Below are 25,157 nucleotides of genomic sequence, written 5' to 3'. Positions count from 1 at the left end.
TATTTGTACGCCACACCTTTACCCCGCTTTACACACTCACCCTTCTCCATGCTCTACAGTGTTTTTGCTGCCGCCTTTCGTGCAGCCTTAGCCCCTTTTGCTAACGGAGAGCTTGCATGTTAACCCGACGATTGTCCTGCCTGGCGCTGCTGATGGCGCTGGCCTCCCCCGCAATGGCCGCGAATGCACCTACCTACGGCGAGAAGCTGGAAGGTTTTGACTACGGCTGGCCGGTAAAACACTTTACCTTTACCTCGCAGAACCAGCCTCTGGATATGGCTTACCTGGACGTGAAGCCGGAAAAACCCAACGGCCGCACCGTGGTGCTGATGCACGGCAAAAACTTCTGCGCCGGTACCTGGGACGGCACGATCCGCGCGCTTTCAGCCAGCGGGTATCGCGTGATCGCACCCGACCAGATCGGCTTCTGCAAATCCACCAAGCCGGAGCATTATCAGTACACCTTCCAGCAGCTGGCGGATAACACCCACGCGCTGCTGAAAACGCTGGGCGTCGATCGCGTCACGGTTATCGGCCATTCGACCGGCGGCATGCTGGCGACCCGCTACGCGCTGATGTGGCCGCAGCAGGTGCAGCAGCTGGTGATGGTGAACCCAATAGGGCTTGAAGACTGGAAAGCGCGCGGCGTGCCGCATATTACGGTCGACCAGTGGTACCAGCGTGAGCTGAAGGTCAGTGCCGACGGCATTCGTCAGTACGAGAAAAACACCTACTACGCCGGGGAGTGGAAGCCGGAGTACGAGCGCTGGGTCACCATGCTTGCCGGGTTAAACAACGGGCCAGGCAAAGCGCGCGTGGCGTGGAACTCGGCGCTGCTCTACGACATGATTTATACCCAGCCGGTCGTCTATGAATTTAACGAGCTGAAGATGCCGGTATTATTGATGATCGGCACGAAGGACAACACCGCCATCGGGAAAGATCTCGCCCCGCCTGAGATCCGCAAAACGCTCGGCAACTATGCGGTGCTGGGAAAGGAGACGGCGAAGCGCATCCCGCACGCTACGCTGGTGGAATTTAACGACATGGGCCACGCGCCGCAGATGCAGGATCCTGAGCGCTTCCACGAGGCGCTGCTTAAGGGGCTTCAGGCCCGCTGACTGGTTTGCAGCAACAGCCCGCGCAGCCACGCCTGCGCGGGATTGCGGTGCGTTCTGCCGTGCCAGGCCATGCTCTTGGTAAAGCCTGGCACTGGAACTGGCGTCTCGCAGATGAACATCCCCGTCTGATTTTCCGCGATGCGTGACGGCACGACGGCAATCATATCGCTGAGGGCCAGCACGTCCGGCAGAACCAAAAAGTGGCTCACCGAGAGCCCCACGTGCCGCGTCCGGCCAATTTTCTCCAGCGCGCTATCGGTTACCCCGCGAAAGCCGTCTCCCTCGTAAGAGACCAGCACATGCTCAAGGGCGCAAAATCGGTCTAACGTCATTGGCTCTCCGGCGTTTGGATGATCGGCGCGCATCATGCATACGTACCGTTCTTCATAAAGCGCACGGCTGTGAAGCTCATCGGGCGTGGTGTGGGGGGTGATAAGCGCTACGTCAATAGCGCCCTGCTCAAGCTGGCTGACAAGGCTACCGGGGGTAACGGGCACCACGCGCACGCGTATGCCAGGCGCCTGTGTTTTAAGGGCGGCGATAAACGGCACAACAACCGCCCGAAGTGCATAATCCGTAGCGGCAAGAGTGAAGGTGAGGCGAGCGGTATTTGGGTCAAAGGCAACGGGCTGAAGCAGCACGTCGATATCCGCGAGAATGCGCTTCACCGGAGCGGCCAGCGCTTCCGCGCGCGTGGATGGCACCATGCCGTGCGGGGCGCGGATAAAGAGCGGATCGTCGAAGTAGTCCCGCAGGCGGTTGAGCATGCCGCTCACGGCGGGCTGGGTCAGAGCAAGACGCGCCGCCGCGCGGGTGACGCTGCGTTCATCCAGCAGAGCGTCAAGCGTTTTCAGCAGGTTTAGATCCAGCGTGCGCAGATCCGCTTTCATGATGTTTTGCTACCTCTTTTCCGTTCACTATTATGGCGCTGCCCGCTGTCGACGCGTTGCGTTTCCCGCTATGATGGGCGGCTAGTCTAAGGAGAACGCATGGTCTGGATAATGCTGGCAACGCTTGCCGTGGTGTTTGTAGTTGGGTTTCGTGTCCTGACCTCGGATTCCCGCCGCGCCATCAAACGCTTGAGCGAACGGCTGGGTATCACCCCGATGCCGGTAGAATCGATGATCGACCAGTTCGGTAAAACGCCGGGCAATGAGTTTATCCGCTACCTTGAGCGCCCAGACGAAGCGCACCTGCAAAACGCCGCCCAGGTCCTGCTTATCTGGCAGGTCTGCATCGTCGACGGGAGCGAAGAGAATCTGCATACCTGGCACCGCATGCTGCGTAAAGCCCGCCTGGCCGCACCGATCACCGATGCGCAAATCCGCCTCGCGCTCGGCTTCATGCGCGAGATAGAGCCCGATCCGCAGGAGCTTGACGCCTTCCAGCTGCGCTATAACCAGCTTTTCCTCCCGGAAGAGGGCGTGTTTTATCTGCACTGATATCACGAAACGTGATGAAGAGTATAAAGCATCGTCATTAGATTTATATCTGCCGCAGGCGCACCATCACTTCATCCACTCGCTGATGAGGTGAACCATGAAACAATCCGCCATTATCTGGCCAAACGACTACCTGCCAGGCACAACCGATAACTTTGCATCCAACGAAATCATCGTCGCCGGGCTGAGCGCAAAAGAGATTTGGGCGCAGCTTAACGACACTACCCTGTGGCCGAACTACTACAGCAACGCCGAAGATATTCGTTTTCACGACGGCAGCGGTCCGGAACTGAGCGCCAACGCCCGCTTCCGCTTTACGACCTTTGGCTTCCCGGTTGAGGCGCAGGTCACGGAGTATGTTCCGCCCGTTGACGGCGAAGCCGCACGGATCGCCTGGCACGGCTGGGTGGAGGGCGATGCCAGCTCGCGTCTGGATGTGATCCACGCCTGGCTGTTTGAAGACTTGCCGGGAAACCGCGTCCGTATTCTGACTCAGGAGTCGCAGAAAGGCGTTCCTGCACAGGAACTTGCTCGCACCGTGCCGAATCCGATGATCAACGGGCACCAGGAGTGGATCGTTGGGCTGGCGAATGCAGCGATGCAAGAAAAGTTGTCGAAACGTTAAATTCGTCACACTTTTGATGATAAACTGCGCGACTTTTCCGCACGTTTTTATCTTCAGGTGATGCCATGACAGAACATACCCAGCCCACGACCACACCGCAGCCCAAAGAGGTGTCGCGCCCCAACTGGTCGGCGGTTTTCTCCGTGGCGTTTTGCGTCGCCTGCCTGATCACCGTCGAGTTCCTGCCGGTGAGCCTGCTGACGCCGATGGCGCAGGATCTGGGCATTTCCGAGGGCGTGGCGGGGCAGTCTGTTACCGTCACCGCGTTTGTGGCGATGTTCGCCAGCCTGTTTATCACTCAGGCGATCGGCACCATCGACCGTCGCAAGGTGGTTATTCTGTTCAGCATGCTGCTGACGCTCTCCTGCCTGCTGGTCTCTTTCGCTGAAAGCTTCACCCTGCTGCTGCTCGGCCGTGCCTGCCTGGGGCTGGGATTAGGCGGCTTCTGGGCGATGTCCGCCTCGCTGACCATGCGCCTGGTGCCCGCGCGTACGGTGCCGAAGGCCCTGTCCGTCATCTTCGGCGCGGTCTCCATCGCGCTGGTGATTGCCGCGCCGCTGGGCAGCTTCCTCGGCGGGATTATCGGCTGGCGTAACGTGTTCAACGCGGCGGCGGTGATGGGCGTGTTGTGCATTATCTGGGTGTGGAAAGCGCTGCCGTCCCTGCCGGGGGAAGCGGCGCACCACAAACAGAACATGTTCGCGCTGCTGAAACGTCCGGGCGTGCTGGCGGGGATGACCGCCATCTTCATGGCCTTTGCCGGGCAGTTTGCTTTCTTCACCTATATCCGCCCGGTGTATATGACCATGGCGGGCTTTGACGTGGACGGCCTGACGCTGGTGCTCCTGAGCTTCGGTATCGCCAGTTTTGTCGGCACCTCACTGTCGTCTCAGTTCCTGAAGCGCTCCCTGAAGGTGGCGCTGGCGGGTGCCCCGCTGGTGCTGGCGATCAGCGCCGCGGTGCTGGTGTTGTGGGGTAGCGATAAGTGGGTGGCTTCGGCGATCGCGATTATCTGGGGCTTTGCCTTTGCGCTGGTGCCGGTGGGCTGGTCGACGTGGATCACCCGCTCGCTTGCCGATCAGGCGGAAAAAGCCGGGTCGATTCAGGTAGCGGTGATCCAGCTGGCGAACACCTGCGGCGCGGCGGTGGGCGGCGTAGCGCTCGACCATCTGGGGCTGACGTCACCGCTGGTGATTTCCGGCACGCTGATGCTGCTGACGGCGCTGCTGGTGGCGGGGAAGGTTAAGGCGAAGTAGTGCTTTTCTCCCTCTCCCGTGGGAGAGGGTTGGGGTGAGGGCATCAGGCTACGCCGATGCCTTAACCCTTCTGCGTGAATCCATCGAAATCAACACCACCGACGACACAATCAACAGCGTCCCCAGCCAGTCCGGCAGGGTGAATGCCACCCCCAGCAACACCACCGACAGCAGCGCGCTGCTCAGCGGTTCGGCGCAGCTCAGAATGCTCGCTTTCGGCCCGCCGATCATCTGTGCGCCTTTCAGATACAGGCTGAACGTCAGCGCGGTGCCAATCACCACCAGGTAGAAAAACGCCAGCAGCAGGCCGCCGTCGATCACAAAGGTGGTGCCGCGTCCGGCGTAGAACGGCGTCAGCATTAATCCCGCAATCAACATACTCCAGCCGACAATCGGCAGCGTGCCGTAGCGGGCAATCAGCGTCGATGGATAGGTGGTGTAAAACGCCGCAGCAAACGCTGAGGCGATACCGAAGAACAGCGCGGCAGGCGAGATGGAGAGCGACGTCGGGTCGCCGTGGGTGACCAGCAGGAAGGTACCCACAAGCGACGTGAAAATCGCGGATAAGACAAATATGCCGGGACGCGTTTTCCGCGCCAGCGCAAACCATGCCACGATAATGGTCGGCGACAGAAACTGGAGCACGGTGGCCGTAGCGGCGTTGGATTTTTCAATCGTCAGCAGGAAGGTGAGCTGCACGGTGAGCGCGCCAACCAGCGAGAAAAACAGCAGGCTGAGGGCGTCTTTGCGGTTTTTGATGACCGAGAAAATCTTGTCGCCGTGAACGAAGGAGAGCGTCAACAGGATCACGCCGGTAAACAGCAGACGAACCATGGTCAGGTAAGGCGAAGAAATGTGGCTTTTCTCCATGATGTACTGCGCGCAAACCCCGGAACTGCCCCATAAAACGGCGGCGATCAGGACGTTGAGCATCCCTTTGCGTGTGGAACCCATGTTCTCCCCTGTTATGTTGTCGTTAATTCGGTCAACAGCATAGCATGGTTGTGTGCGGCCTGATGCCCTCACCCCGGCCCTCTCCCACGGGGAGAGGGAGCGAACACTAAAAACGGCAACTTTCGTTGCCGTTTTGCTTTTACTTTAGAACCACGCCTCCCACATCGCGCCGACGTTGAAGTCGTCCAGCGTCTCATCTTTGGTGTTGTTCACGCGCGCGGTGCGTTCGTTATCCACCTTGCCGCCGGTCACGTAGAAGCGCAGCATCGGGCGGAACTCCGGCCCCATGGCGATAGACATGTTCTGCGACAGGGTCAGCTTCCAGCCCTTGTTGTCGCCGCCGTTGTCGTAATCCACGTGCTGCCAGCCCGCTTCCAGCCAGGTGGAGTGAACGTCGTTCCACCAGTGCATCGGGCGCACGATGGCATTGTAGTTCTTGCGGTTGTCGGTCTTATCGCGGCTATTGTCGTAATCGTGGAAGGCGAGGATGTACTCCACCTGCGTCGCCTGGGTGAATTTGTACAGCCCTTCGAAGCTGGCGTAGACCGTGGTCAGGTCTTCGGTTTTATTGAACACGCTGTTGTCCGAATTATCGGAGTAGCGGGCGATCACCTTGTTCACGCCGCTGTCGTTTGTGTGGCTCAGCACCACGCCACCCTGCCAGGCGTTAAGACGCTCGTCGCTCTCTACCGCTTTTGAATCAAAGCCGTAGTTGGCGTACAGCTCCAGATCCAGCGGACCGAGCTTCATGCCGTGGATTTTAGAGGTGGCCGCGTAGTTACCTTTGTCGCCCGTGCCGGACCCGCCGGTACAGGTGATGCGTGACGGGTTCGCTTCGTCTTCCATCACTTCCGGGCTACAGGATTCCACTGCCGCCACGGCAGCGACGTCAAACTGCACGCCGCCGATATCGAAGTTCTTCACCCCGGCGCCCTGGCCGTCGTGGTTCATCCAGAAGTAATCGTTGATACCCTGCTGCGGACGCTGGTGGAAGTCGCGACCGGCCCAGAAATAGGCGTTCGGGTTGGAGGCCATAATGTTGGTCACCCCCGCGTAGGCCTTTTTCAGGTTAACTTCGTCGCCCCAGTGGTCGATCATCACGTTGATGTCCCAGATGGCGCCGTTTTCGCCCTTGAAAGCTTTGGAGAGCTGGAACTCGCCGCCGTTGCCTTCGTTACCCAGACGACCGATCGCGGACGCGCCGTTGTAGGAGCCATCGACAGCCACGTATTTCTGATCGGCAGCCTGGAAGTGCGCGCCGTAGCGGGCGTAGCCGGTAAATTTAACCCCGAACGGGATCGCCATATCCGGGGATTGCGCCGCGCTCTGCGGCTCGGTCACCACGTCCGCTTTTTTCGCGACCGCCGCATCCATTTTAGCCTGACGCTCGGCCAGGGCTTTATCCACCGCTTTCGCCACAATGGCGTCGATTTGCTCCTGAGTGAATTCCTGAGCGAGGACGGAAATTGGGCAAAGCGCGGCGATAACCGCCATGGTTAATGGAAGTTTTTTAATCGTATTCATGGTTATCTCAATATAGTTTAATTTTATTCAGACAATAACCATCCCGCTCCGATCTGACAGAATATGTCGCTATCATCAGAACAAGTGGATTTCTAGTTTTAGGTACAGAGGTATTACATTAAATTATTTCGCCATAGACTATCTCTGATATAAATGAATAATCTCTTCAGATAATTCACGCGCTAATAGCGAATTCATTAAATGATCCTGCGCGTGCACCATAATTAATGTCATCGGCTGGCGGGCTTCGCCCGCGTCCTGCTCAATCAGTTTGGTCTGCATCTTGTGCGCCTGGCGCGCGTAGCCGTCGGCTTCGCGCAGCAGGCTTTTGGCCTCGTCAAGGTTGCCCTGGCGCGCCGCGTGCAGGGCTTCAAAGCACAGGCTGCGGGACTGCCCGGCGTTGACGATAATTTCCATTACGGCTTCTTCTAGTGCGATCATTATATTTACTCTTTATCAAAACTATTATTTAAGGCGGTGGCGGCAAACCACTCTCCGCTTTTTTTAATGGTGCGCTGCTGCGTCTCTACATCGAGCTGAATAAAACCGTAGCGGTTTTTATACGCATTACACCACGACCAGTTATCAATAAACGTCCACATATGGTAGCCAAGGCAATTGCAGCCTTCACTAATACCTTTGTGCAGCCACGATAAATGCTCAGAAATAAAATCAATGCGGTATTGATCGTTAATCTGGCCGTTTTCAATAAAGCGCTGCTCATTTTCGACACCCATGCCGTTTTCCGAAATAAAGCAGCGGGGGTTGCCGTAATGGTCGCGCAGGTTAACCAGAATATCGTAAATACCCGGCGCGTAGATTTCCCAGCCGCGGTACGGATTCATCTTGCGGCCCGGCATCTCGTAATTATCAAAGAACCACTCCGGCATAAACGGCGCCTGCGGGTTCACCGCGCTGTCGCGACACTTCACGCGACGCGGCTGATAGTAGTTAATGCCGAGCAGGTCGATTTTCCCTTCCGCAATCAGGAAGCCGTCTTCCGGCTTGCAGGCGGGCAGCTGATCGTAAGATTTCAGCAATGCCACCAGGTCGGCCGGATACTCCCCGCGCAGCACCGGGTCGAGGAAGCTACGGTTAAACATTAAATCCGCAATGTGCGCTGCCTTCACGTCTGCCGGGTTCCGGGAGCGCGGGTAAGACGGCGTCAGGTTCAGCACGATGCCGATCTCACCCGCGTAGTGCCCGGCGCGGTAGGCCTGAACCGCCTTCGCATGGGCCAGCACCGTGTGATACGCCACGGTGGCCGCCCGGCGGAAATCCACTACGTTGGGGTAGTGGAAGTCATACAGATAGCCGCCTTCCACCGGCACGATCGGCTCGTTGAAGGTAAACCAGTGCAGCACGCGGTCGCCGAACAGCTCGAAGCATATCTGTGCATAGCGGGCGTACGCGTCCACTACGTCACGGTTTTCCCAGCCGCCAATTTCCTGCATCGCCATCGGCATGTCGAAATGGAACAGGGTGATAAACGGCGTGATGCCCTGTTCATTCAGCTCATCAATGACCTGATTGTAAAAATCGACCGCGTCCGGGTTCACTTCACCGATGCCGTCGGGGATCAGGCGCGCCCAGCTAATCGAGGTACGAAAGCTGTTGTGGTTCAGCTGTTTTAACAGCTGAATGTCCGTTTTCCAGTGCTGATAAAACGTGGAGGTGTGCTGCGGCCCCACGCCGTTGTGAAAACGGTTCGGCTCGCGGGCAAACCAGTAGTCCCACGTGGTTTCACCCTCTCGTGTCCCTTCCGTCTGGAGAGCGGAGCTTGCGCTGCCCCACCAGAAGTTATCGGGAAATGCGTATTTCATGACCCTTCCTCTTTGACTTAATTGCTTGTGGCTTCAGCGGCACCCACGGTTGCAGCCTGGGCTTTCTGCTCTTCGTTTTTAATCAGCGTACGCTCATAGGCGCGCAGGAACGGCAGGTACATCAGCGCCGACATCACCATGCAGACGAGGCACATCACCACCGGGCTCAGCGCCCAGTTCGCCGCCCACGAGGCGCCAATCGGCGCGGGCGTGGTCCACGGGGTTAACGAAACCACCTGAGCCAGCCAGCCGAGTTTAGTTGCGCCGTACGCCAGGCAGGCGTTGACCAGCGGAACGAACACGAACGGGATAAACAGCATCGGGTTCATGATGATCGGCGCGCCGAACAGAATCGGTTCGTTGATGTTAAAGAAGCTTGGCACAACGCCCATTTTGCCGATGGTGCGCAGATGGGTAACGCGGCTACGCAGCAGGAGGAACGCCAGCGGCAGGGTCGAGCCTACGCCGCCAATCAGCAGGTAGTGATCCCAGAAACCTTGCAGATAAACGTGCGGCAGCGCCGCGCCCGCCGCCAGCGCCGCCTGGTTTGCCGAGAGGTTCGCCATCCAGAACGGGTTCATGATGCCGGTGACAATCAGCGACCCGTGGATACCCGCGAACCAGAAGATCTGGCACAGCAGCACGGAGAGCAGAATCGCGGGCAGGGAGTCAGACGCCGACACCAGCGGCTCCAGCAGGTGCATAATCGCCTGCGGGATGATCATCCCGGTCTGCGCTTCAATGAACAGGTTCAGCGGGTGCAGCGTTCCGATCACCACCATCACCGGGATCAGGATCTCAAACGAACGCGCCACGCCGGTCGGCACCTCTTTCGGCAAGCGGATGGTGACGTTGTTCTGCTTCAGCCACGCGTACACGCGGGTGGAGTAGATCGCGGTGATAAGCGCAGTGAAGATCCCCTGGCCGGAGAGATACTGGGTCGAAATTTTGCCATCGGCATAGGGTGCTGCGACCAGCAGGAAGGCCATAAAGGCCAGCAGGCCGGACATCACCGGATCGAGGTTAAACTGACGCCCCAGGCTCGCCCCAATCCCCACCGAGATGAAGAAGGTCATCACGCCCATGCTGAGGTTAAACGGCAGCATCAGCTGTTCTCGGTAGGTCTGGGAGAAATCCAGCCAGCCGCGGGCGAAGCTGTTAGTGGTATCCGCCGAGAACGGCGGGAAGATGAACACCAGCATAAACGAGCCGATGATCATAAACGGCAGCGCGGCGGTAAAGCCGTCGCGGATGGCAATCACATACTTTTGCTGACCCAGCTTCGCGGCCAGCGGGGTAATTGATTGCTCAATGACCGCGACCATAGATTGATATAACGAACTCATGTGAACACCTTTTAGTGTGCCGCTTCGATAAGCGACAGAGCATAGTCCAGTACTTTATCGCCACGCTGCATGCCGTAATCCATCATGTCGATGGGCTGCACCGGAATGCCTTGCGTCGCTGCCTTGTCTGAGAGTGTCTTTAACATGTATTTCACTTGCGGTCCGAGAAGCACCACCTGATAGTGCGGAAACTGCGTATCAAATTCGGATACGCCATACGCATCTATCTTCACGGGTAAGCCCCGTTCTTTTGCAACATCGATCATTTTGCTGACCAGCAGGCTGGTGGACATCCCGGCAGAGCAGCACAGCATAATCTTGAACATCGACAACCATCCTCAAAATGTAAAAAGTTATTGCGAGGATGATTGGACATGATACGGAAACCGGTTTCCATTTATAAAAGACAGAACTGTGACAACCATCAAGATCCAATACTTATGAGGCTAATTAACCGGATGTGGGTCACATAATTTGGCTGTTTTGGCATCAAATTGAGTGGAAACGGAAAATCGGTTTCCATGGAAAACGGAAACGGATATACTCCGTTCTGGCTATAATGTGAGCCGTAGCGGTGATGGAAATTACAGACGCCAGTTGCGTCTGACAGGGGAGAGAGATGTCTACAATCAACGATGTATCGCGTCTGGCCGGGGTGTCCAAAGCCACGGTATCACGGGTGTTGAGCGGGTCGCGTGGCGTTAAAGAAGCCAGCCGCCAGGCTGTTCTGAAAGCGGTGGACGAGCTGAACTATCGTCCCAACGTGATCGCCCAGTCGCTGCTCAGCCAGTCGACGGGCTGCATTGGGGTGATTTGCGCGCAGGAAAACATTAACCAGACCACCGGTTACCTGTACGCGCTGGAAAAACACCTCAGCCAGCATCAAAAACATCTGCTGCTGCGTTTCGCACACACGAAAACAGAAGTGATGAACGCCCTTGAAGAACTCTCCTGCGGCTTATGTGATGACATTCTGGTGATTGGCGCGCGTTTCCCGCTGGACGTGGACATGGACAACGTGATTCTGGTCGACTGTATGGAAGCCGATAACGCCAACAGCATTCAGTTCGATCACGCGTTCGCGGCTGAAACAGCCTGCAACTATCTCACCAGCCAGGGGCGTCGCCAGATAGCGCTCATCCACCCGCACGGCAGCGGCTTTGCCGATCAGGTGCTGTTGGGTTACAAACATGCGCTGGAGAAAAACTTCCTGCCCTTTAATCGCAACCTCGTGTTTATGGACGCAACTTCATCGTCCGTTGCGCTTCAGGAATTACTCAACAACGCGTCCACGCTGAACTTCAACGCGCTGCTGGTGGCGGATGAGCAGGAAGCCCAGCGGGTGATCCCGCAGTTACAGGCGTTTAATAAATCGGTACCGGAAGACATCATGGTCTTTAGCCTCGGCGGTTCGCTGCATCTGCCGGGTATCCCGGTGATCCCGGCCATTGAGTATTCCATGGACGCCATGGCGGCGCGTATCGTGAGCTGGCTGACAGAGAAAACGCAGATGCTGGGGTCCTACGTGCTGCGCGGGGATTTAATTATTCCGGATGTGCGGAAGCGTTAAACGTGTAATGTAGGCCGGGTAAGCGCAGCGCCACCCGGCGCTCAACCCTCAGTAATCTTCCATACAATCCACCTGACTGACTGCATCCCAGTAGGCGTCCAGGTTGTCACGCTTCACGGCGGTGATGGCGTTTTTGATCAGCAGCTGATTGGCCTCAGACGACAAAATCATCGCCTGCCAGGCCTTATCGCTCTGCTTTTTCTGCGGGGTACAGGTTTTCTTTACATCTTTCAGGACCTGCTGTTTTATCTGGGCCTCTTTCTCCGGAGCGCTCTTCTCCTGCGCGTGAACAAACGCAGCGAAAATCAGGCAAACGAGCAGGCAAACCAGGTGTGCAGATTTCATCGAAACCTCCTTTGAAAGTCACATGCTTCCCCTGAAATATATCGTTACATTCATCAACGCGATTCAAGCCAAAAGTATGAATTTACGCATTCTGCGTGCGGGATCCGATCGCCAGTGCAATGCCATAGCTTACTAACACCGCGAGACTCATTTTCAGCATCGTTTCTCCGCCGATACCCGCGAGAGGCGCTGCGATCCCGCCGAATAAAAACATCAGCATGCCCAGAATGGCTGACGCTGTGCCGGACTCCTTCGTGTCGACTGCGCTCATCGCTTCTGAACCCGCAATGGTGCTGATCCCGCTGTTAAAGGCGACGGTGAAAAAGAGTGCAACCAGTGCCGGAACGGAAAGCTGCATCCACGCAAAGAGCAATGTCAGCCCCGCGCAGGACAACGCCAGAACGAGGCCTGTTCGCATCAATCTTTCCGCCAGATGGCGGCGTGCCAGACGGGAGAAAATCAGCGCTGAGACGATCAGGCCGATACCGTTCACACCGAACAGCAGGCTGAACTGCATGGCGCTCAGGCCATACTCGTTTTGCATCACAAAGGAGGATGCCCCGATATAGGCGAACAGCCCCGCCAGCATGAAGGCCTGGATCAGGCAGTAGCGCATAAAGCGACGATTTTTAAGTACCGTCCTGGCTGTTTGCGTCAGCGATCCCCTGCCCTGTTTCTCTGTGAGGGACTCGCGGATAAAAAGCTGGCTGGCGATCAGCAGCGCCAGACCCGCCCCTGCCATTACCCAGAACAGCATCCGCCAGTCGAAATGCGACGCGATATAGCCACCGAGTACCGGGGACACCACGGGCGCGATGCCGTTGACCGTCATCAGTAGGGCAAAAAACTGCGTTAGCATCGTGCCATGATAGTTATCGCGGGCGATGGAGCGGGCAAGTACGGAGCCGCCCGCCCCGGCAACGCCCTGCACAAATCGCCAGCCGATCAGGGCGTAAATATTCTGCGTGCTGGCGCAAAGCACTGAAGCCAGTACAAACAGCAAAAGTGAGAACAGCAGCGGCGTTTTACGTCCGATGCGATCGCTTAGCGGGCCGAAAAAGAGTTGTCCCAGCCCCAGGCCAATCAGCGCCGAGGTGAGAGAAAGCTGCGTCAGCGTTGTGGATGTGTTGAGCTGGGTGGCGATCTCCGGCAGCGCCGGAAGATAAAAATCGGAACACAGCGGCCCGATCGCCGTCAGCAGGCCAAGGATGGCCGCGAAAGAAAAAGAGAGTTTTGCCATAGGTATTTACTCTGATGGCCGGGCAACGTTGCGCCGCCCGGCAGTGATGTTACTGTATCCCGCCGCCCAGCGACTGCCACAGCGTGATGCGGTTTTCCAGGTCGGTTTGCTGCAAGGCAATCAGTGATTCCTGCGCCGACCACAGCGACCGCTGCGCGGTGAGCACCGTCAGATAATCGCCCGCGCCAGCCTTGTAACTGCGCGTCGCCACATCCAGCGTTTTTTGCTCCGCCGCCACGTATTCACGCTGGGCATCAAGCTGTTCACTCAACGTTTCGCGCCGCGCCAGCGCGTCGGCCACGTCCTTGAACGCGCTCTGGATGGTTTTCTCATAGGTCGCAATTAACCCTTTTTTCTCGGCTTCCGCATAGCGCAGCTGCGCCATATTGTTGCCGCCGCTGAACAGCGGCAGGGTGATGGAAGTTGCAAACGACCAGACCTTCATCCCGTGGCTGAACAGGGACGACAGCGAATCGCTGCCGACGCCCGCGCTGGCGGTGAGCGAGATGGTCGGGAAGAAGTTGGCGCGCGCCGCGCCGATGTTGGCGTTGGCGCTCAGCAGGTTGTGTTCCGCCTCCTGAATGTCCGGACGACGCAGCAGCGCGCTGGAGCTAACGCCCGCCGGGATCAGCGTGATGGCGTTGTCGCTCAGGCTCTCCAGCGTGCCGGGTAGCAGGTTCTCGGGCACCGTATCGCCCGCCAGCAGGTTGAGAGCGTTTTTGTCCTGCATCACCAGCGTCTGGTAGCTCGCCACGCTGGCGCGCGCCTGCTGGTAAACCGCCATCGCTTCACTGACGTCCGTTGCCGCTGCCACGCCTACTTCCTGCTGGCGCTTCACAATCTTGAGTGAGTTTGCGGCGCTCTCCAGGGTGGACTTCGCCAGCGCCAGATTGCTGTTATCCGCCGCCAGCGTCACCCAGGCCGTGGTCAGCTCGCTGACCATCGTCAGGCGCGTGTTCTGCGCGGTGAATTCGCTGGCAAGCCAGGTTTCACGCGCGGCACGCGACAGGCTCTGGTTGCGGCCAAACAGATCCAGTTCGAAGCTGGAGACCGCGCCGTTGGCTTCGTCACTTGTCGCGACACCGCTCGCCAGCGTGCGGCTGCGGGTGTGGCTCAGTTCCGCGTCCACCGTCGGGAACAGGGACGAGCGCGTTTCGCCATACTGGGCACGGGCGGCGTCGATATCCGCAATCGCTTTTTGCACGTCGCGGTTGCTGTTGAGCGCCATCGTCACCACGCTTTTCAACCGCGCATCATTCATCACCTGCTGCCACTGGCTCACCACGGCGTTGGCTTCGCCGTGCGCGCCGGGCAGGGTGGCCGGAACGGGCGCGTCCGGGCGCTGATACGTGGGATCTAATGACACACAGCCCGCGCTCAGCAGGGCTAACGCTAAAACAGTTACACGAAACATTATGACCTCCGGTTTGCGTGCTTACCGGAGAACAGACGTTTCACCAGTACAAAGAATAAAGGAACAAAGAAGATGGCCAGCAGCGTCGCGGCCAGCGTCCCGCCGATAATGCCGGTACCGATCGCCACGCGGCTGTTGGCCCCGGCGCCGGTGGCAATCGCCAGCGGCGTCACGCCTGCGATAAACGCCAGCGAGGTCATGATGATCGGACGCAGACGCGTCTGGGCGGCCCGCAGGGCGGCGCGCGTCAGGGAGTAGCCTTCGGCGACTTTGGCTTCGGCAAACTCGACAATCAGAATGGCATTCTTCGACGACAGACCGATGGTGGTCAGCAGCGCCACCTGGAAGTAGACGTCGTTGCTCAGGCCACGCAGGGAGGCGGCAATGGCCGCGCCCAGCACCCCAAGCGGGATCACGAGGATGACCGAAATGGGCACCGACCAGCTCTCATACAGCGCCGCCAGGCACAGGAACACCACCAGGATGGAGAGGGCATAGAGGCTCATCGCCTGACCGCTCGCCAGTTTTTCCTGCAACGACAAACCGCTCCATGCCCAGGTGCTGCCGGACGGCAGGTTATTCGCCAGTTGCTCCATTTTGCTCATCGCCGTACCGGAGCTGGCGCCGCTGGCGTTCTCGCCCTGAATTTCATACGCCGCCGAGCCGTTGTAGCGCACCAGGCTTTCCGGGCCATACTCCCAGCGGGTGGTAGCGAAGGCGGAGAACGGGGTCATGGTGCTGTCGCTGCCGCGCACATACCATTTGTTAAGATCCGACGGCACCGCGCGATAGTCGCTGTCGCCCTGGATGTAGACCTTTTTCACGCGGCCACGGTCAATGAAGTCGTTCACGTAGGTGCCGCCCCAGGCGCTGGAGAGGGTGTCGGTCACGTCGCTCAGGGAGAGCCCCAGCGACACGGCTTTGTTGTTATCGATATCCACCTGAAGCTGCGGCATCTGCGGCAGATCGTTGGCGCGCACGGCGTGCAGCGAGCTGTCCTGGTTGGCTTCGCCAATCAGCTGGTTACGCAGTTTCAGCAGCGCGTCGCGGTCGGTGCCGCCGCTGGCCATCAGCTCAAAGGTAAAGCCGTTGCTCTGGCCTAAACCATCCACCGCCGGGGGCGTCATGGCGAAAATTGTGGCATCCCGAATGGTGCTCAGCTCCTGCGTGGCGCGCAGGGCAATGGCCTGGGCGGTATTCTCATCGCCTTTGCGCTCTGACCAGTTTTTCAGGGAGACGAACGCCATCCCGGCGTTCTGGCCGCTGCCGCTGAAGCTGAAGCCTTCAATGGTGAAGATCACGTCGGTATTGGCTTTCTCTTTGGTGAGGAACCACTCGCGTACCTGGCGGCTTACCTCGGCGGTACGCACCGCGGTTGCGCCGGCAGGCAGGGTGTACTGCACCATGATTTCACCCTGGTCTTCGGTTGGCAGGAAGCTGCCCGGCAGTTTTAGCATGGCGAACCCCATCGCGCCGCAGAGCAGGGCGTAGATCACCAGCATGCCACCGGAACGGCGCAGGGCGCGCAGCACCTTGTTCTGATAGCTGTGCTCGGTCTTACTGTAGAAGCGGTTAAACGCGCCGAAGAAGCCCTTTTTGTGCGGAGCGGTGTGATTCAGGATCGAGCCGCACAGCGCGGGCGTCAGGGTCAGCGCCACCACCACGGAGAGGAACATCGCCGAAATAATGGTGACCGAGAACTGGCGGTAAATGACCCCGGTAGAGCCGCCGAAGAAGGCCATCGGCAGGAATACCGCAGAGAGCACCAGCGCAATGGCGATCAGCGCGCCGGAAATTTCGCCCATCGATTTTTCGGTCGCTTCCCGGGCGGGCAGCCCTTCGTCGCGCATAATACGCTCGACGTTTTCCACCACCACGATGGCGTCATCCACCAAAAGCCCTATCGCCAGCACCATCGCAAATAGCGTCAGGGTGTTGATGGAGTAACCGAACAGCGCCAGCACGCCGAAGGTGCCCAGCAGCACCACCGGCACCGCCAGCGCCGGGATCAGCGTCGCACGGATGTTTTGCAGGAACAGGTACATCACCACCACCACGAGGATAATGGCTTCGAACAGGGTCTGAATCACGTCCTCAACGGAGATCTTGATGAACTCGGTGCTGTCTTTCGGGTAGGCCACGTCGTAGCCTTCCGGCATCGACTTTTTGAACTCGGCGATCTTATCTTTTACCGCCGTGGCGGTGTTAAGCGCGTTGGCGCCCGGTGAGAGCATCACCGCCATACCCGCCGCCGGGTGGCCGTTCAGCTTCGCGGTGGCGGTGTAATCTTCGCTGCCCATCTCCACGCGCGCGACGTCGCTGATGCGCACCACCGCACCGTTGGACTGGCTCTTGACGATGATCTTTTTGAACTCATCGACCGTTTGCAGACGCGACTGAGCGCGGACGGTGGCGGTCAGCTGTTGGGCGTTCGACGAGGGCAGCGCGCCGATTTTACCGGCGGAAACCTGCACGTTCTGCGCTTCAATCGCGCTCTGCACGTCGGAGGGCATCAGCGAGTACGACGCCAGCTTCGCCGGGTCGAGCCAGATGCGCATCGCGTATTCTGCACCGAACACCTGTAGGCTACCGACGCCATCCACGCGCGCCAGCGGATCCTGCATATTACTCACCAGCCAGTCGGCGATATCCGAGCTGCTGGCGGTGTCGGTTTTGTCATATACGCCCATGATCAGCAGGAAGTTGCTCTGGGATTTTTCGACGGTGATCCCGGACTGCTGCACCTCGGTCGGCAGGCGCGATTCTGCCTGCTGGACTTTATTCTGCACCTGTACCTGAGCGGTGTCCGGATCGGTTCCCTGTTCAAACGTGACGTTAATGCTCACCGACCCGTCCGAGCTGCTGGTGGAGGTGAAGTAGAGCAGGTTATCCAGCCCGGTGAGCTGCTGCTCGATCACCTGCGTCACGCTGTTCTCCAGCGTTTGTGCGGAGGCGCCGGTGTAGGTGGCGGATATTTTGATCGACGGCGGGGCAACGTCCGGGTACTGCGCAACGGGCAGCGTGCGGATCGCCAGTATCCCGGCGAGCATGATGAGAATGGCGATAACCCAGGCAAAGACCGGGCGACGCACGAAGAAACGGGAAAACATCAGGCGTTTCCTCCGTTGGTTTTCATCTCTTCAGCTTTCACTTCCTGCCCGGCGGTGACTTTATCGGTGCCTTCCACAATCAGCTTATCGCCAGCCTTCAAACCGCTCAGCACCAGCCATTTGTCGCCGTAAGTGTCACCCGTCTCCAGCTGACGCTGTTCGACCTTGTTGCTGGCGTTCACCACCAGCGCGGTGGCGGTGCCTTTGGCGTCGCGAGTGATGCCCTGCTGCGGGGCGAGGATCGCGTCATTCATGATGCCTTCATCCACTCTGGCGCGGACGAACATGCCCGGCAGAAGCTGATGCTGCGGGTTCGGGAAGACGGCGCGCAGGGTAACTGAGCCGGTAGACTCATCCACCGCCACTTCGGTTAACGCCAGATGGCCTTTTTCGCTGTAGCTGCTGCCGTCTTCGAGGATCAACGACACGTTCAGCGTATCGCTGTTGCTGGCGAGGGTTTGCTTGCGTAAACGCAGCAGATCGGCGCTGGAACGGGTTAAATCGACGTACATACTGTCCAGCCCGCGAATGGTGGCCAGCGCGGTATCCTGCTGGGCGGTCACCAGCGCGCCGGGGGTCACAGAGGAGATGCCGATACGTCCGGCAATCGGCGCGGTGACGGTGGTCCAGTTGAGGTTAATGCGGGCGCTTTCCAGCGCGGCTTTCTTTGACTCGACGCTGGCCTTGTCCTGCGCGCAGGTGGACTTCGCGTCTTCCGCATCCTGACGTGATACGCCGTCGTCCTTCACCAGCTGCGCATAGCGTCGGGCTTTCTGGCAGTCGGCCTGCACCAGCGCCTGCGCCTGTTTCAGTGCGGCGGCAGCTTCATTATAAGCGGCGCGGTAGCTGGAAGGATCGATCTGATACAGCGCCTGCCCGGCCTTGACCGTATCGCCTTCGGTGAACAGGCGCTTCTGGATAATGCCACCTACCTGGGGGCGCACTTCGGCGCTCATTGCGGCGGCGGTGCGGCCGGTCAGCTCGCTGACGACGGACACCGGCTGGCTCATGAGTGTGACAATCCCCACTTCCGGAAGAGGACGCTGGGGAGCAGATGTTTGCGCATTATCGCACCCTGTCAGGAGGAGTAATGCTGCGATGGAGGTTGTTATGGTTTTCATAATCTTTTTCCAGGGTGAACGAAGCCTGCCCTGTTAATCGCTTAACAGGGAGGAGGGCTAATTAAAAGCACAGCGATCCCGCATCTCTGGCAGAGCCAGAAATGAAAAAAGGGAAATTAATTATTTCCGCTAATTATTCACATGCGATTACTTCGCAGAGAAAAGCATATTTAAAATATTCTGGTATATGGGCTCTAATTGTTCTGACGGTACTTTTAAAGGCGTGAGTCGACGGTAAATCGTGCCTTCGATCATCACAGCGGTAATCTCCACGCAGCAGCGAATATGCTCATCGCTCAGGTGGGGGAACTGCTTTTTAAGGTGCTCACAGGCGTTGGCGAACATGCGGGCTTCGGCTTCGATCAGCATGTTTGCCACCAGCGGATTGCGCGTGGCCTCTGCGGACATTTCGAGCATTAGCGCGTCATCATCTTCGTTAAGCGTCTGGCGCCAGGCAAGCGCCTGCGGCATCCCTTCAACCAGGGTTTTGCCCTGCATCTCCTCAATACGTGAGTCGATAATGCGCCGGATCATCTCTTCAATGATCGCGTCTTTGTTACTGAAATAGCGATAGATTTGTCCGACGCTGAGCCTGGCTTCGCTGGCGATCTGCGACATGCTGGCAGCGTGAAATCCACTGGCGCGAAAGCAGCGGCGCGCGGCGGTGATGATTTCGTCCTGCCGTAGTTTTTGTCGTTCTTCCAGCTTTGTGCTCATCGTCGGCTACCGTAAAAAGTGAGAATGATCGTTCTCATTATACGTTTTCGGAGCCTATTGGAAAGGTTTTTTTTATTTACATATTGAATGAATATTTCCTTGTTTAAACAATGGAGGAAATAAGGAGTTTTTATGAAGGTTAAGCTGTGAGATATTCAGATTGCGCTGAAAATAAGGAGAGATTTATGCACCTGAGCATTACAGATAAAGTCACGGCTGAAGAAAAAGAAGAATTATTAACGGGGCTAAGAGCCTATAACGCGCAGTATTTAGATCTGGCGACGTTTAGTGGCGATATTGGCGTATATATGCGAGACGACAATGGCGTCATGCTGGGCGGGTTAATCGGCGTACGGAAAGGCGACTGGCTGAACATCGACTATCTGTGGGTCAGTGACAGCGTGCGGGGTACGGGTGTGGGAAGCCAGCTTATCAAAACGGCTGAAGAGGAGGCCCGTCGCAAAGGCTGTCGTCACGCGCTGGTGGATACGGTCAGCTTCCAGGCGCGTCCGTTCTATGAAAAACAGGGTTATCAGGTGCAGATGTCCTTGCAGGATTACCCTTATCAGGGAATGCAGAGACACTATCTGTCCAAAAATCTTTAACCGCCGATCCCGGTGCCTATCACGGCTAACACGTGGCGCACCACGATCTCCGGCGAGAGGGCGCTTAGCCTCTCGTCATTGCGCATGCGGGAGAACGGCACCAGCACCAGGCTCAGCAGCGTAGTGAACAGCAGTTCGGGGGCCAGCGCCGGATTCAGCTTTCCTTCCTGCTGCCAGCCTTTGATGGTTGCCAGCGTGGTGTGATATTTCTCATCGCCAAAGCGTGCCTGCAAATGGGTGCGCAGTACCGGCATCTCGCCAATCACCTCCTGCATCCACAGCGGGGCAAACCAGCGATACTTTTCCGCCAGTTCGGCCAGCACCCTGACCATTTCCGTCAGGGCATCCACCGGCGAATCCCGGTTGTCGGCGAAAATCGCCCCGATCCGCTCGCGTAACGGCAGGAAGCGCTCCTCAATCATCGCATCCAGCAACTGTTCTCTGGAGTTGAAGTAGTAGTGCAGCATGGCGGGCGTCACGCCTGCTTCGCGGGCAATAGCGTTCAACGACGTATTGGCGATCCCCTGGCGGGAAAAGAGATTCAGGGCGATATCCAGCAGCTGTTCACGGCTGGCGGTAACGCGCTTGCCGCCGCGTGGCCGACCGGGGCGGCGGGGTTCAGAATTGTCCTTTTGTGCTGGCATGGTCACCGTATCTCTTGATCTTATTCATCACTTCCACAAATATTAATTATACGATTAATTAATTTCAAGTGATGTCTTATGGAGTCCGACGTAATGACTCAACCTGCGAAAAAGGCGCCGTCGATTAAGCTGCTGTTCAGCGCACTCCTGCTGGTGATGCTGCTCTCGGCGCTGGATCAGACCATTGTCTCCACCGCGCTGCCGACCATCGTCGGTGAGCTGGGCGGGCTGGATAAGCTCTCGTGGGTGGTAACGGCCTATATCCTCAGTTCGACCATCGTGGTGCCGCTGTACGGCAAATTCGGCGATCTGTTTGGCCGAAAAATCGTTCTGCAAATCGCGATTGTGCTGTTCCTTGTGGGGTCCGCGCTGTGCGGTCTGGCGCAGAACATGACCCAGCTGGTGCTGATGCGCGCCCTGCAAGGGCTGGGGGGCGGGGGTCTGATGGTGATCAGCATGGCTGCCGTGGCGGACGTGATCCCGCCTGCCGATCGGGGTCGCTATCAGGGGCTGTTTGGCGGCGTGTTTGGCCTGGCGACGGTGATAGGGCCGCTGATCGGCGGGTTTATCGTTCAGCACGCATCCTGGCGCTGGATTTTCTACATCAACCTGCCGCTGGGGCTGTTTGCGCTGCTGGTGATTGGCGCGGTTTTCCACGGCAGCGCGCGGCGCAGCAAGCATGAGATTGATTACCTGGGGGCGATTTACCTCAGCATGGCGTTGCTGTGCATCATTCTGTTTACCACCGAGGGGGGGACGATCCGCCAATGGAGCGACCCGCAGCTGTGGTGCATTCTGGCCTTCGGCCTGACGGGGATCGCCGGGTTTATCTACGAAGAGCGGCTGGCGTGGGAGCCGATTATCCCGCTGTCGCTCTTCCGCGACCGCAGCTTCCTGCTCTGTAGCCTGATCGGTTTTATTATCGGCATGTCGCTGTTTGGCTCCGTCACTTTCCTGCCGCTCTATTTACAGGTGGTAAAAGACGCCACGCCGACGCAGGCCGGTTTGCAGCTCATCCCCCTGATGGGGGGGCTGTTGCTCACCTCCATCATCAGCGGGCGCATCATCAGCCGTACCGGGAAATATCGTCTGTTCCCGATCCTCGGCACGCTGCTCGGCGTGGTGGGGATGATGTTACTGACGCGCATTTCAATCACCTCTCCAACCTGGCAGCTTTACCTGTTTACCGGCGTGCTGGGCATGGGGCTGGGACTGGTGATGCAGGTGCTGGTGCTGGCGGTGCAGAACAGCGTGTCAGCCGATCAATACGGCGTCGCGACGTCTGGGGTGACGCTGTTCCGCTCCATTGGCGGGGCGATTGGCGTTGCGCTGTTTGGCGCGGTGTTCACCCATATTCTGCAATCAGGTCTGATCGACAGGCTGCCTGAAGGGGCGGAACTGCCGCGTGAACTTAATCCCGTTGCCATACACCATCTGCCTGATGCCCTGCGTCTGGACTATCTGGATGCGTTCGGCTCGGCGATCCATGCGGTGTTCATGCTGGCGGCGGGGATTATGGTGCTGGCGTTTGTGCTGTCGTGGTTTTTGCGCGAAGCGCCGCTGCGTCGGCAGGCGTGAGGTTAGCGGTTCTGCTTGCGCCTGGACTACCGTAGCCTGATGCCCATCGCCCGGTGGCGCTACGCTTACCGGGCCTACACTTCCCCCGTCACGTAGGCCGGGTAAGCGCAGCGCCACCCGGCAACAGGCCGCATATAACTTAACCGTCTTACTGATTCCTTTTCGTTTTTTAGCCTGCCGTCTCGTTGTCGATATAGTCTTCAAAACGTCTTTCAAAAGGAACTGTCTCGTGAAACTTCGAATGGGTGTGCTTCTCCTGACTGGCCTGCTGCTCGCGGGCTGTGACCAGGGCGGCAATGATGCCAGACACATTAAAGTCGGCGTAATCAATGGCGCTGAGCAGGACGTGGCGGAAGTCGCCAAAAAGGTGGCAAAGGAGAAATACGGTCTGGATGTTGAGCTGGTGGGCTTTAGCGGCTCGCTGCTACCCAACGATGCCACCAACCAGGGCGAACTGGACGCCAACGTCTTCCAGCATCGCCCTTTCCTTGCAGAAGATAACAAGGCGCACAATTACAAACTGGTCGCCGTGGCCAATACCTTCGTCTTCCCGATGGCGGGTTACTCCCGAAAGATTAAATCGGTCTCTGAGCTGAAGGACGGCGCAACCATTGCGATTCCAAACGATCCCACCAACCTTGGTCGCGCGCTGTTGCTGCTGCAAAAAGAGAAGCTGATTACCCTTAAACCGGATGTTGGCCTGCTGCCAACGGCGCTGGATATTACCGCGAACCCGAAAAACTTACAGATTATGGAGCTGGAAGGGGCGCAGCTGCCGCGCGTGCTGGACGATCCGAAAGTGGATGTGGCCATCATCAGTACCACCTATCTCCAGCAAACGGGGCTTTCCCCGGTACACGACAGCGTCTTTATCGAAGACAAAAACTCACCCTACGTGAATATTGTGGTCACGCGTGAAGAGAACAAAGACGCCGAAAACGTGAAGGAATTTATCCAGTCCTATCAGTCGCCGGAAGTGGCGAAAGCGGCGGAGACCATTTTTAACGGTGGCGCGGTGCCGGGCTGGTAAGCCCCGGTAAAAAGGCCAGCGCTCCGCTGGCCGTCAAAGCGTTACGCGGGCATCGCTTCGGCTTTCGGGCCACAGAAAACCCTGACCAGACTGTGCGCCGGACGCGCGGGCGCGCGCCAGATCCCGCGAGTTTTCGATGCCTTCTATAAGAATTGATTGCGCGATACCTGCCCTGACCTCCTGTACAAACGGGGCAAGCGGCGCGCGCTCGCGCAGCGCTGAGCGGTCAATTTTCACCCCATCCAGCGGCAGCGCAAGTCGCGCGAACGCCTCCGCCAACTCCCGGGTTAAATCGTCCAGCCAGATTTGCCATCCCGCCTCTTTTAACCGAACAAGCGTGGCATGAAGGCGACGTTGCTCATCCTCGCTCAGCCGTGTGATGGTGAGGGGATCCTGAATTTCAATCGTTAACCGCTGCTGATGGCGTAACGCCAGCAACAACCGGATAGCGCGTTCGTTGAGAAGGTGTTCTGCCGGAAGGTTTAGCCAGTAAGCGTCCCGGGCGGGTATCTGTAACAGGGTGTTGGCCTGCCAGAAGAAGATTTGCAGCGCGCTGCGCGAGGGCAGCGAGGCAAACAGCACCTCAAGATTGACGTTACGGATCTCCACAAGCACTTCATGCGCGAACACCTGGCCCGAATGAAGATCGACAAGCGGCTGGAAGCGCAGCCCTGAGATACGTTGCAACAGGGGAGAGGGAAGAACGGTATACATGGAACAGCCTTCAGGAAATGAAAAAAAGGTTCCCGCGGACACGGGAACAAAAGGCAAACGACACACGGTCAAATTCTTAATTCAGGATCCAGCGAATGCTCTGGTAAAACGAGGGGCCACGCACGGCTTTAAGCTTGTTCATGGCGTTGTTCTTATAAAAGTAAACCAGCCTGACGTTACACCCCAGCTGACGGGCGATTTGCTTGGTTTTGAGATTACAGGAATAGCCGCGCAATACGCTGGCCTCCTCGCTGGACAGCCTCGCCGGGGTGCGTAAGCGGGTCGTCATGCCTACGTTGTAACGGCCAGACTCTTGCGGCGTCTGGCTCATCAGTATTTGCCACAGCGCTTTGATATCCCCCAGGGAGACTCTTTTACTGATTACCCCATCAACATGTTTGAATTTCAAATAGCCGGCGGATAACGAATAGATATAGATCTTCGCCGTCACTTGTTTCTGTTTAATGCAGAGAATGTCGTCATTTGTCGTCACCCGGAAATGACGCGTATTCAACGGATCATAAATGATGATATCAAAGAGTTGTTCACTCATAGCAAGTTCTTCGATATGGGTAAACCCATGGAAAATAACGTCGTGTTTTTCATCAGGCTCACGCTTTCCAAGCGATTGCAGGCCAATCATCGTGAATTCGCAGCTGTCAACAACGGCAACGTGAATTGTTTTTTTATTTTGCATTGGCATTCTCCTTTCGCTGAGTAAACAGTCCATATAAGAGAAAATGGCAGTTCGCACTCTCTTATTAAAAGAATAGCGAGCACTTTTTTAAATAACGCGATGCGATGGCATCAATGTAAGCCAATACAAACCGTCGAGTAAAGCTGATGCCAATTATTAGAGGAAGATAAAATTGAAAAATGGTTTTAATGGTATATGCAATTGTTTTAATCTTCTAATAATATTCATGCCAGATTTTTATTCTGTAAATGAGCGGATAATAAGCATCGGACGGTTAATTA

Annotated in this window: 24 protein-coding genes; 8 read left to right on the top strand and 16 right to left on the bottom strand. The window is 57.5% G+C overall.

Going from position 1 to position 25,157, the window contains the following annotated elements; translation table 11 throughout:
* Positions 1-116 precede the first annotated feature (116 nt).
* Complete coding sequence (locus tag SK47_RS01185) at positions 117-1,121, top strand: alpha/beta fold hydrolase (RefSeq protein ID WP_048209834.1); 1,005 nt, start codon at positions 117-119, stop codon at positions 1,119-1,121.
* Here SK47_RS01185 and SK47_RS01180 read toward each other — a convergent pair.
* On the bottom strand, positions 1,109-2,011 hold the full coding sequence (locus tag SK47_RS01180) for a LysR family transcriptional regulator (RefSeq protein ID WP_003861044.1): 903 nt from the start codon (positions 2,009-2,011) through the stop codon (positions 1,109-1,111). The genes SK47_RS01185 and SK47_RS01180 overlap by 13 nt on opposite strands.
* A 99-nt stretch (positions 2,012-2,110) precedes the next feature.
* Between SK47_RS01180 and SK47_RS01175 the strand changes: the two genes are divergently transcribed.
* The 3 genes from SK47_RS01175 (at position 2,111) to nepI (ending at position 4,444) form a co-directional block, all read left to right on the top strand.
* Positions 2,111-2,563 carry a DUF1198 domain-containing protein gene (locus SK47_RS01175; RefSeq protein ID WP_003861042.1) on the top strand — a complete coding sequence of 151 codons (453 nt, stop codon included), beginning with the start codon at positions 2,111-2,113 and terminating at the stop codon, positions 2,561-2,563.
* Positions 2,564-2,660: 97 nt separating this feature from the next.
* The gene (locus SK47_RS01170) at positions 2,661-3,188 is read left to right on the top strand and encodes an SRPBCC domain-containing protein (RefSeq protein ID WP_003861040.1); all 528 of its coding nucleotides are present in this window, start codon (positions 2,661-2,663) and stop codon (positions 3,186-3,188) included.
* Between the two features lie 65 nt (positions 3,189-3,253).
* A complete protein-coding gene (nepI, locus tag SK47_RS01165) occupies positions 3,254-4,444 on the top strand; it encodes a purine ribonucleoside efflux pump NepI (RefSeq protein ID WP_048243362.1) in 1,191 nt (396 codons plus the stop codon).
* A gap of 48 nt (positions 4,445-4,492) precedes the next feature.
* Here the strand turns inward: nepI and SK47_RS01160 are convergent, their stop codons facing one another.
* The 6 genes from SK47_RS01160 to SK47_RS01135 all read right to left on the bottom strand — a co-directional run bounded on the left by SK47_RS01160 (position 4,493) and on the right by SK47_RS01135 (position 10,417).
* Positions 4,493-5,398 carry an EamA family transporter gene (locus tag SK47_RS01160; protein WP_023315096.1) on the bottom strand — a complete coding sequence of 302 codons (906 nt, stop codon included), beginning with the start codon at positions 5,396-5,398 and terminating at the stop codon, positions 4,493-4,495.
* A 144-nt stretch (positions 5,399-5,542) separates the two neighbouring features.
* Complete coding sequence (locus SK47_RS01155) at positions 5,543-6,922, bottom strand: carbohydrate porin (protein ID WP_022650103.1); 1,380 nt, start codon at positions 6,920-6,922, stop codon at positions 5,543-5,545.
* Positions 6,923-7,060: 138 nt separating this feature from the next.
* Positions 7,061-7,363 carry a PTS lactose/cellobiose transporter subunit IIA gene (locus SK47_RS01150; protein WP_014168006.1) on the bottom strand — a complete coding sequence of 101 codons (303 nt, stop codon included), beginning with the start codon at positions 7,361-7,363 and terminating at the stop codon, positions 7,061-7,063.
* Positions 7,364-7,368: 5 nt separating this feature from the next.
* Positions 7,369-8,745, bottom strand: a complete 1,377-nt coding sequence (locus SK47_RS01145) for a glycoside hydrolase family 1 protein (RefSeq protein WP_022650104.1) — start codon at positions 8,743-8,745, stop codon at positions 7,369-7,371.
* A gap of 17 nt (positions 8,746-8,762) precedes the next feature.
* Entirely contained in the window at positions 8,763-10,091 is a 1,329-nt protein-coding gene (locus tag SK47_RS01140) for a PTS sugar transporter subunit IIC (RefSeq protein ID WP_023293713.1), read from the bottom strand.
* Positions 10,092-10,102: 11 nt separating this feature from the next.
* Positions 10,103-10,417, bottom strand: a complete 315-nt coding sequence (locus tag SK47_RS01135; protein ID WP_003861034.1) for a PTS sugar transporter subunit IIB — start codon at positions 10,415-10,417, stop codon at positions 10,103-10,105.
* Positions 10,418-10,710: 293 nt separating this feature from the next.
* Between SK47_RS01135 and SK47_RS01130 the strand changes: the two genes are divergently transcribed.
* Positions 10,711-11,661: a LacI family DNA-binding transcriptional regulator gene (locus SK47_RS01130; RefSeq protein ID WP_003861033.1), complete on the top strand. Its 951-nt coding sequence runs from the start codon at positions 10,711-10,713 to the stop codon at positions 11,659-11,661.
* Positions 11,662-11,709: 48 nt separating this feature from the next.
* Here the strand turns inward: SK47_RS01130 and SK47_RS01125 are convergent, their stop codons facing one another.
* From SK47_RS01125 to SK47_RS01100, 6 genes are all read right to left on the bottom strand, one after another.
* Positions 11,710-12,006, bottom strand: a complete 297-nt coding sequence (locus SK47_RS01125) for a YicS family protein (protein ID WP_003861030.1) — start codon at positions 12,004-12,006, stop codon at positions 11,710-11,712.
* A gap of 82 nt (positions 12,007-12,088) precedes the next feature.
* A complete protein-coding gene (locus SK47_RS01120) occupies positions 12,089-13,246 on the bottom strand; it encodes a multidrug effflux MFS transporter (protein WP_023315099.1) in 1,158 nt (385 codons plus the stop codon).
* 49 nt (positions 13,247-13,295) lie between these two features.
* A complete protein-coding gene (locus tag SK47_RS01115; RefSeq protein WP_048243360.1) occupies positions 13,296-14,660 on the bottom strand; it encodes an efflux transporter outer membrane subunit in 1,365 nt (454 codons plus the stop codon).
* Positions 14,660-17,770, bottom strand: a complete 3,111-nt coding sequence (locus SK47_RS01110) for an efflux RND transporter permease subunit (RefSeq protein WP_023315100.1) — start codon at positions 17,768-17,770, stop codon at positions 14,660-14,662. The genes SK47_RS01115 and SK47_RS01110 overlap by 1 nt, the downstream gene beginning before the upstream one ends.
* Positions 17,770-18,891 (bottom strand): efflux RND transporter periplasmic adaptor subunit, encoded by a 1,122-nt coding sequence (locus SK47_RS01105; RefSeq protein ID WP_023315101.1) that lies wholly within the window; start codon positions 18,889-18,891, stop codon positions 17,770-17,772. The genes SK47_RS01110 and SK47_RS01105 overlap by 1 nt, the downstream gene beginning before the upstream one ends.
* A gap of 147 nt (positions 18,892-19,038) precedes the next feature.
* Positions 19,039-19,608, bottom strand: coding sequence for a TetR/AcrR family transcriptional regulator (locus tag SK47_RS01100; RefSeq protein WP_022646570.1), 570 nt, complete (start codon positions 19,606-19,608; stop codon positions 19,039-19,041).
* A 185-nt stretch (positions 19,609-19,793) separates the two neighbouring features.
* Here SK47_RS01100 and SK47_RS01095 point away from each other — a divergent pair, with 185 nt between their 5' ends.
* The gene (locus tag SK47_RS01095; protein WP_022650109.1) at positions 19,794-20,213 is read left to right on the top strand and encodes a GNAT family N-acetyltransferase; all 420 of its coding nucleotides are present in this window, start codon (positions 19,794-19,796) and stop codon (positions 20,211-20,213) included.
* Here SK47_RS01095 and SK47_RS01090 read toward each other — a convergent pair.
* Positions 20,210-20,857 (bottom strand): TetR/AcrR family transcriptional regulator, encoded by a 648-nt coding sequence (locus tag SK47_RS01090; protein WP_017383663.1) that lies wholly within the window; start codon positions 20,855-20,857, stop codon positions 20,210-20,212. The genes SK47_RS01095 and SK47_RS01090 overlap by 4 nt on opposite strands.
* Before the next feature lie 78 nt (positions 20,858-20,935).
* Here SK47_RS01090 and SK47_RS01085 point away from each other — a divergent pair, with 78 nt between their 5' ends.
* Entirely contained in the window at positions 20,936-22,435 is a 1,500-nt protein-coding gene (locus SK47_RS01085) for an MDR family MFS transporter (RefSeq protein ID WP_032608159.1), read from the top strand.
* A 241-nt stretch (positions 22,436-22,676) separates the two neighbouring features.
* Positions 22,677-23,465 carry a lipoprotein NlpA gene (nlpA, locus tag SK47_RS01080; RefSeq protein ID WP_045336004.1) on the top strand — a complete coding sequence of 263 codons (789 nt, stop codon included), beginning with the start codon at positions 22,677-22,679 and terminating at the stop codon, positions 23,463-23,465.
* 33 nt (positions 23,466-23,498) lie between these two features.
* Here nlpA and SK47_RS01075 read toward each other — a convergent pair whose 3' ends face one another.
* Positions 23,499-24,179, bottom strand: a complete 681-nt coding sequence (locus SK47_RS01075; protein WP_048243358.1) for an EAL domain-containing protein — start codon at positions 24,177-24,179, stop codon at positions 23,499-23,501.
* Positions 24,180-24,255: 76 nt separating this feature from the next.
* Complete coding sequence (locus SK47_RS01070) at positions 24,256-24,876, bottom strand: LuxR C-terminal-related transcriptional regulator (RefSeq protein WP_015570093.1); 621 nt, start codon at positions 24,874-24,876, stop codon at positions 24,256-24,258.
* Positions 24,877-25,157 lie beyond the last annotated feature (281 nt).

This window comes from Enterobacter sp. BWH52 (assembly GCF_001037565.1).
Lineage (GTDB): Bacteria > Pseudomonadota > Gammaproteobacteria > Enterobacterales > Enterobacteriaceae > Enterobacter > Enterobacter hormaechei_C.
Note: the sequence above shows the minus strand (reverse complement) of the source record. Positions and strands in the feature narration are given on the sequence as shown.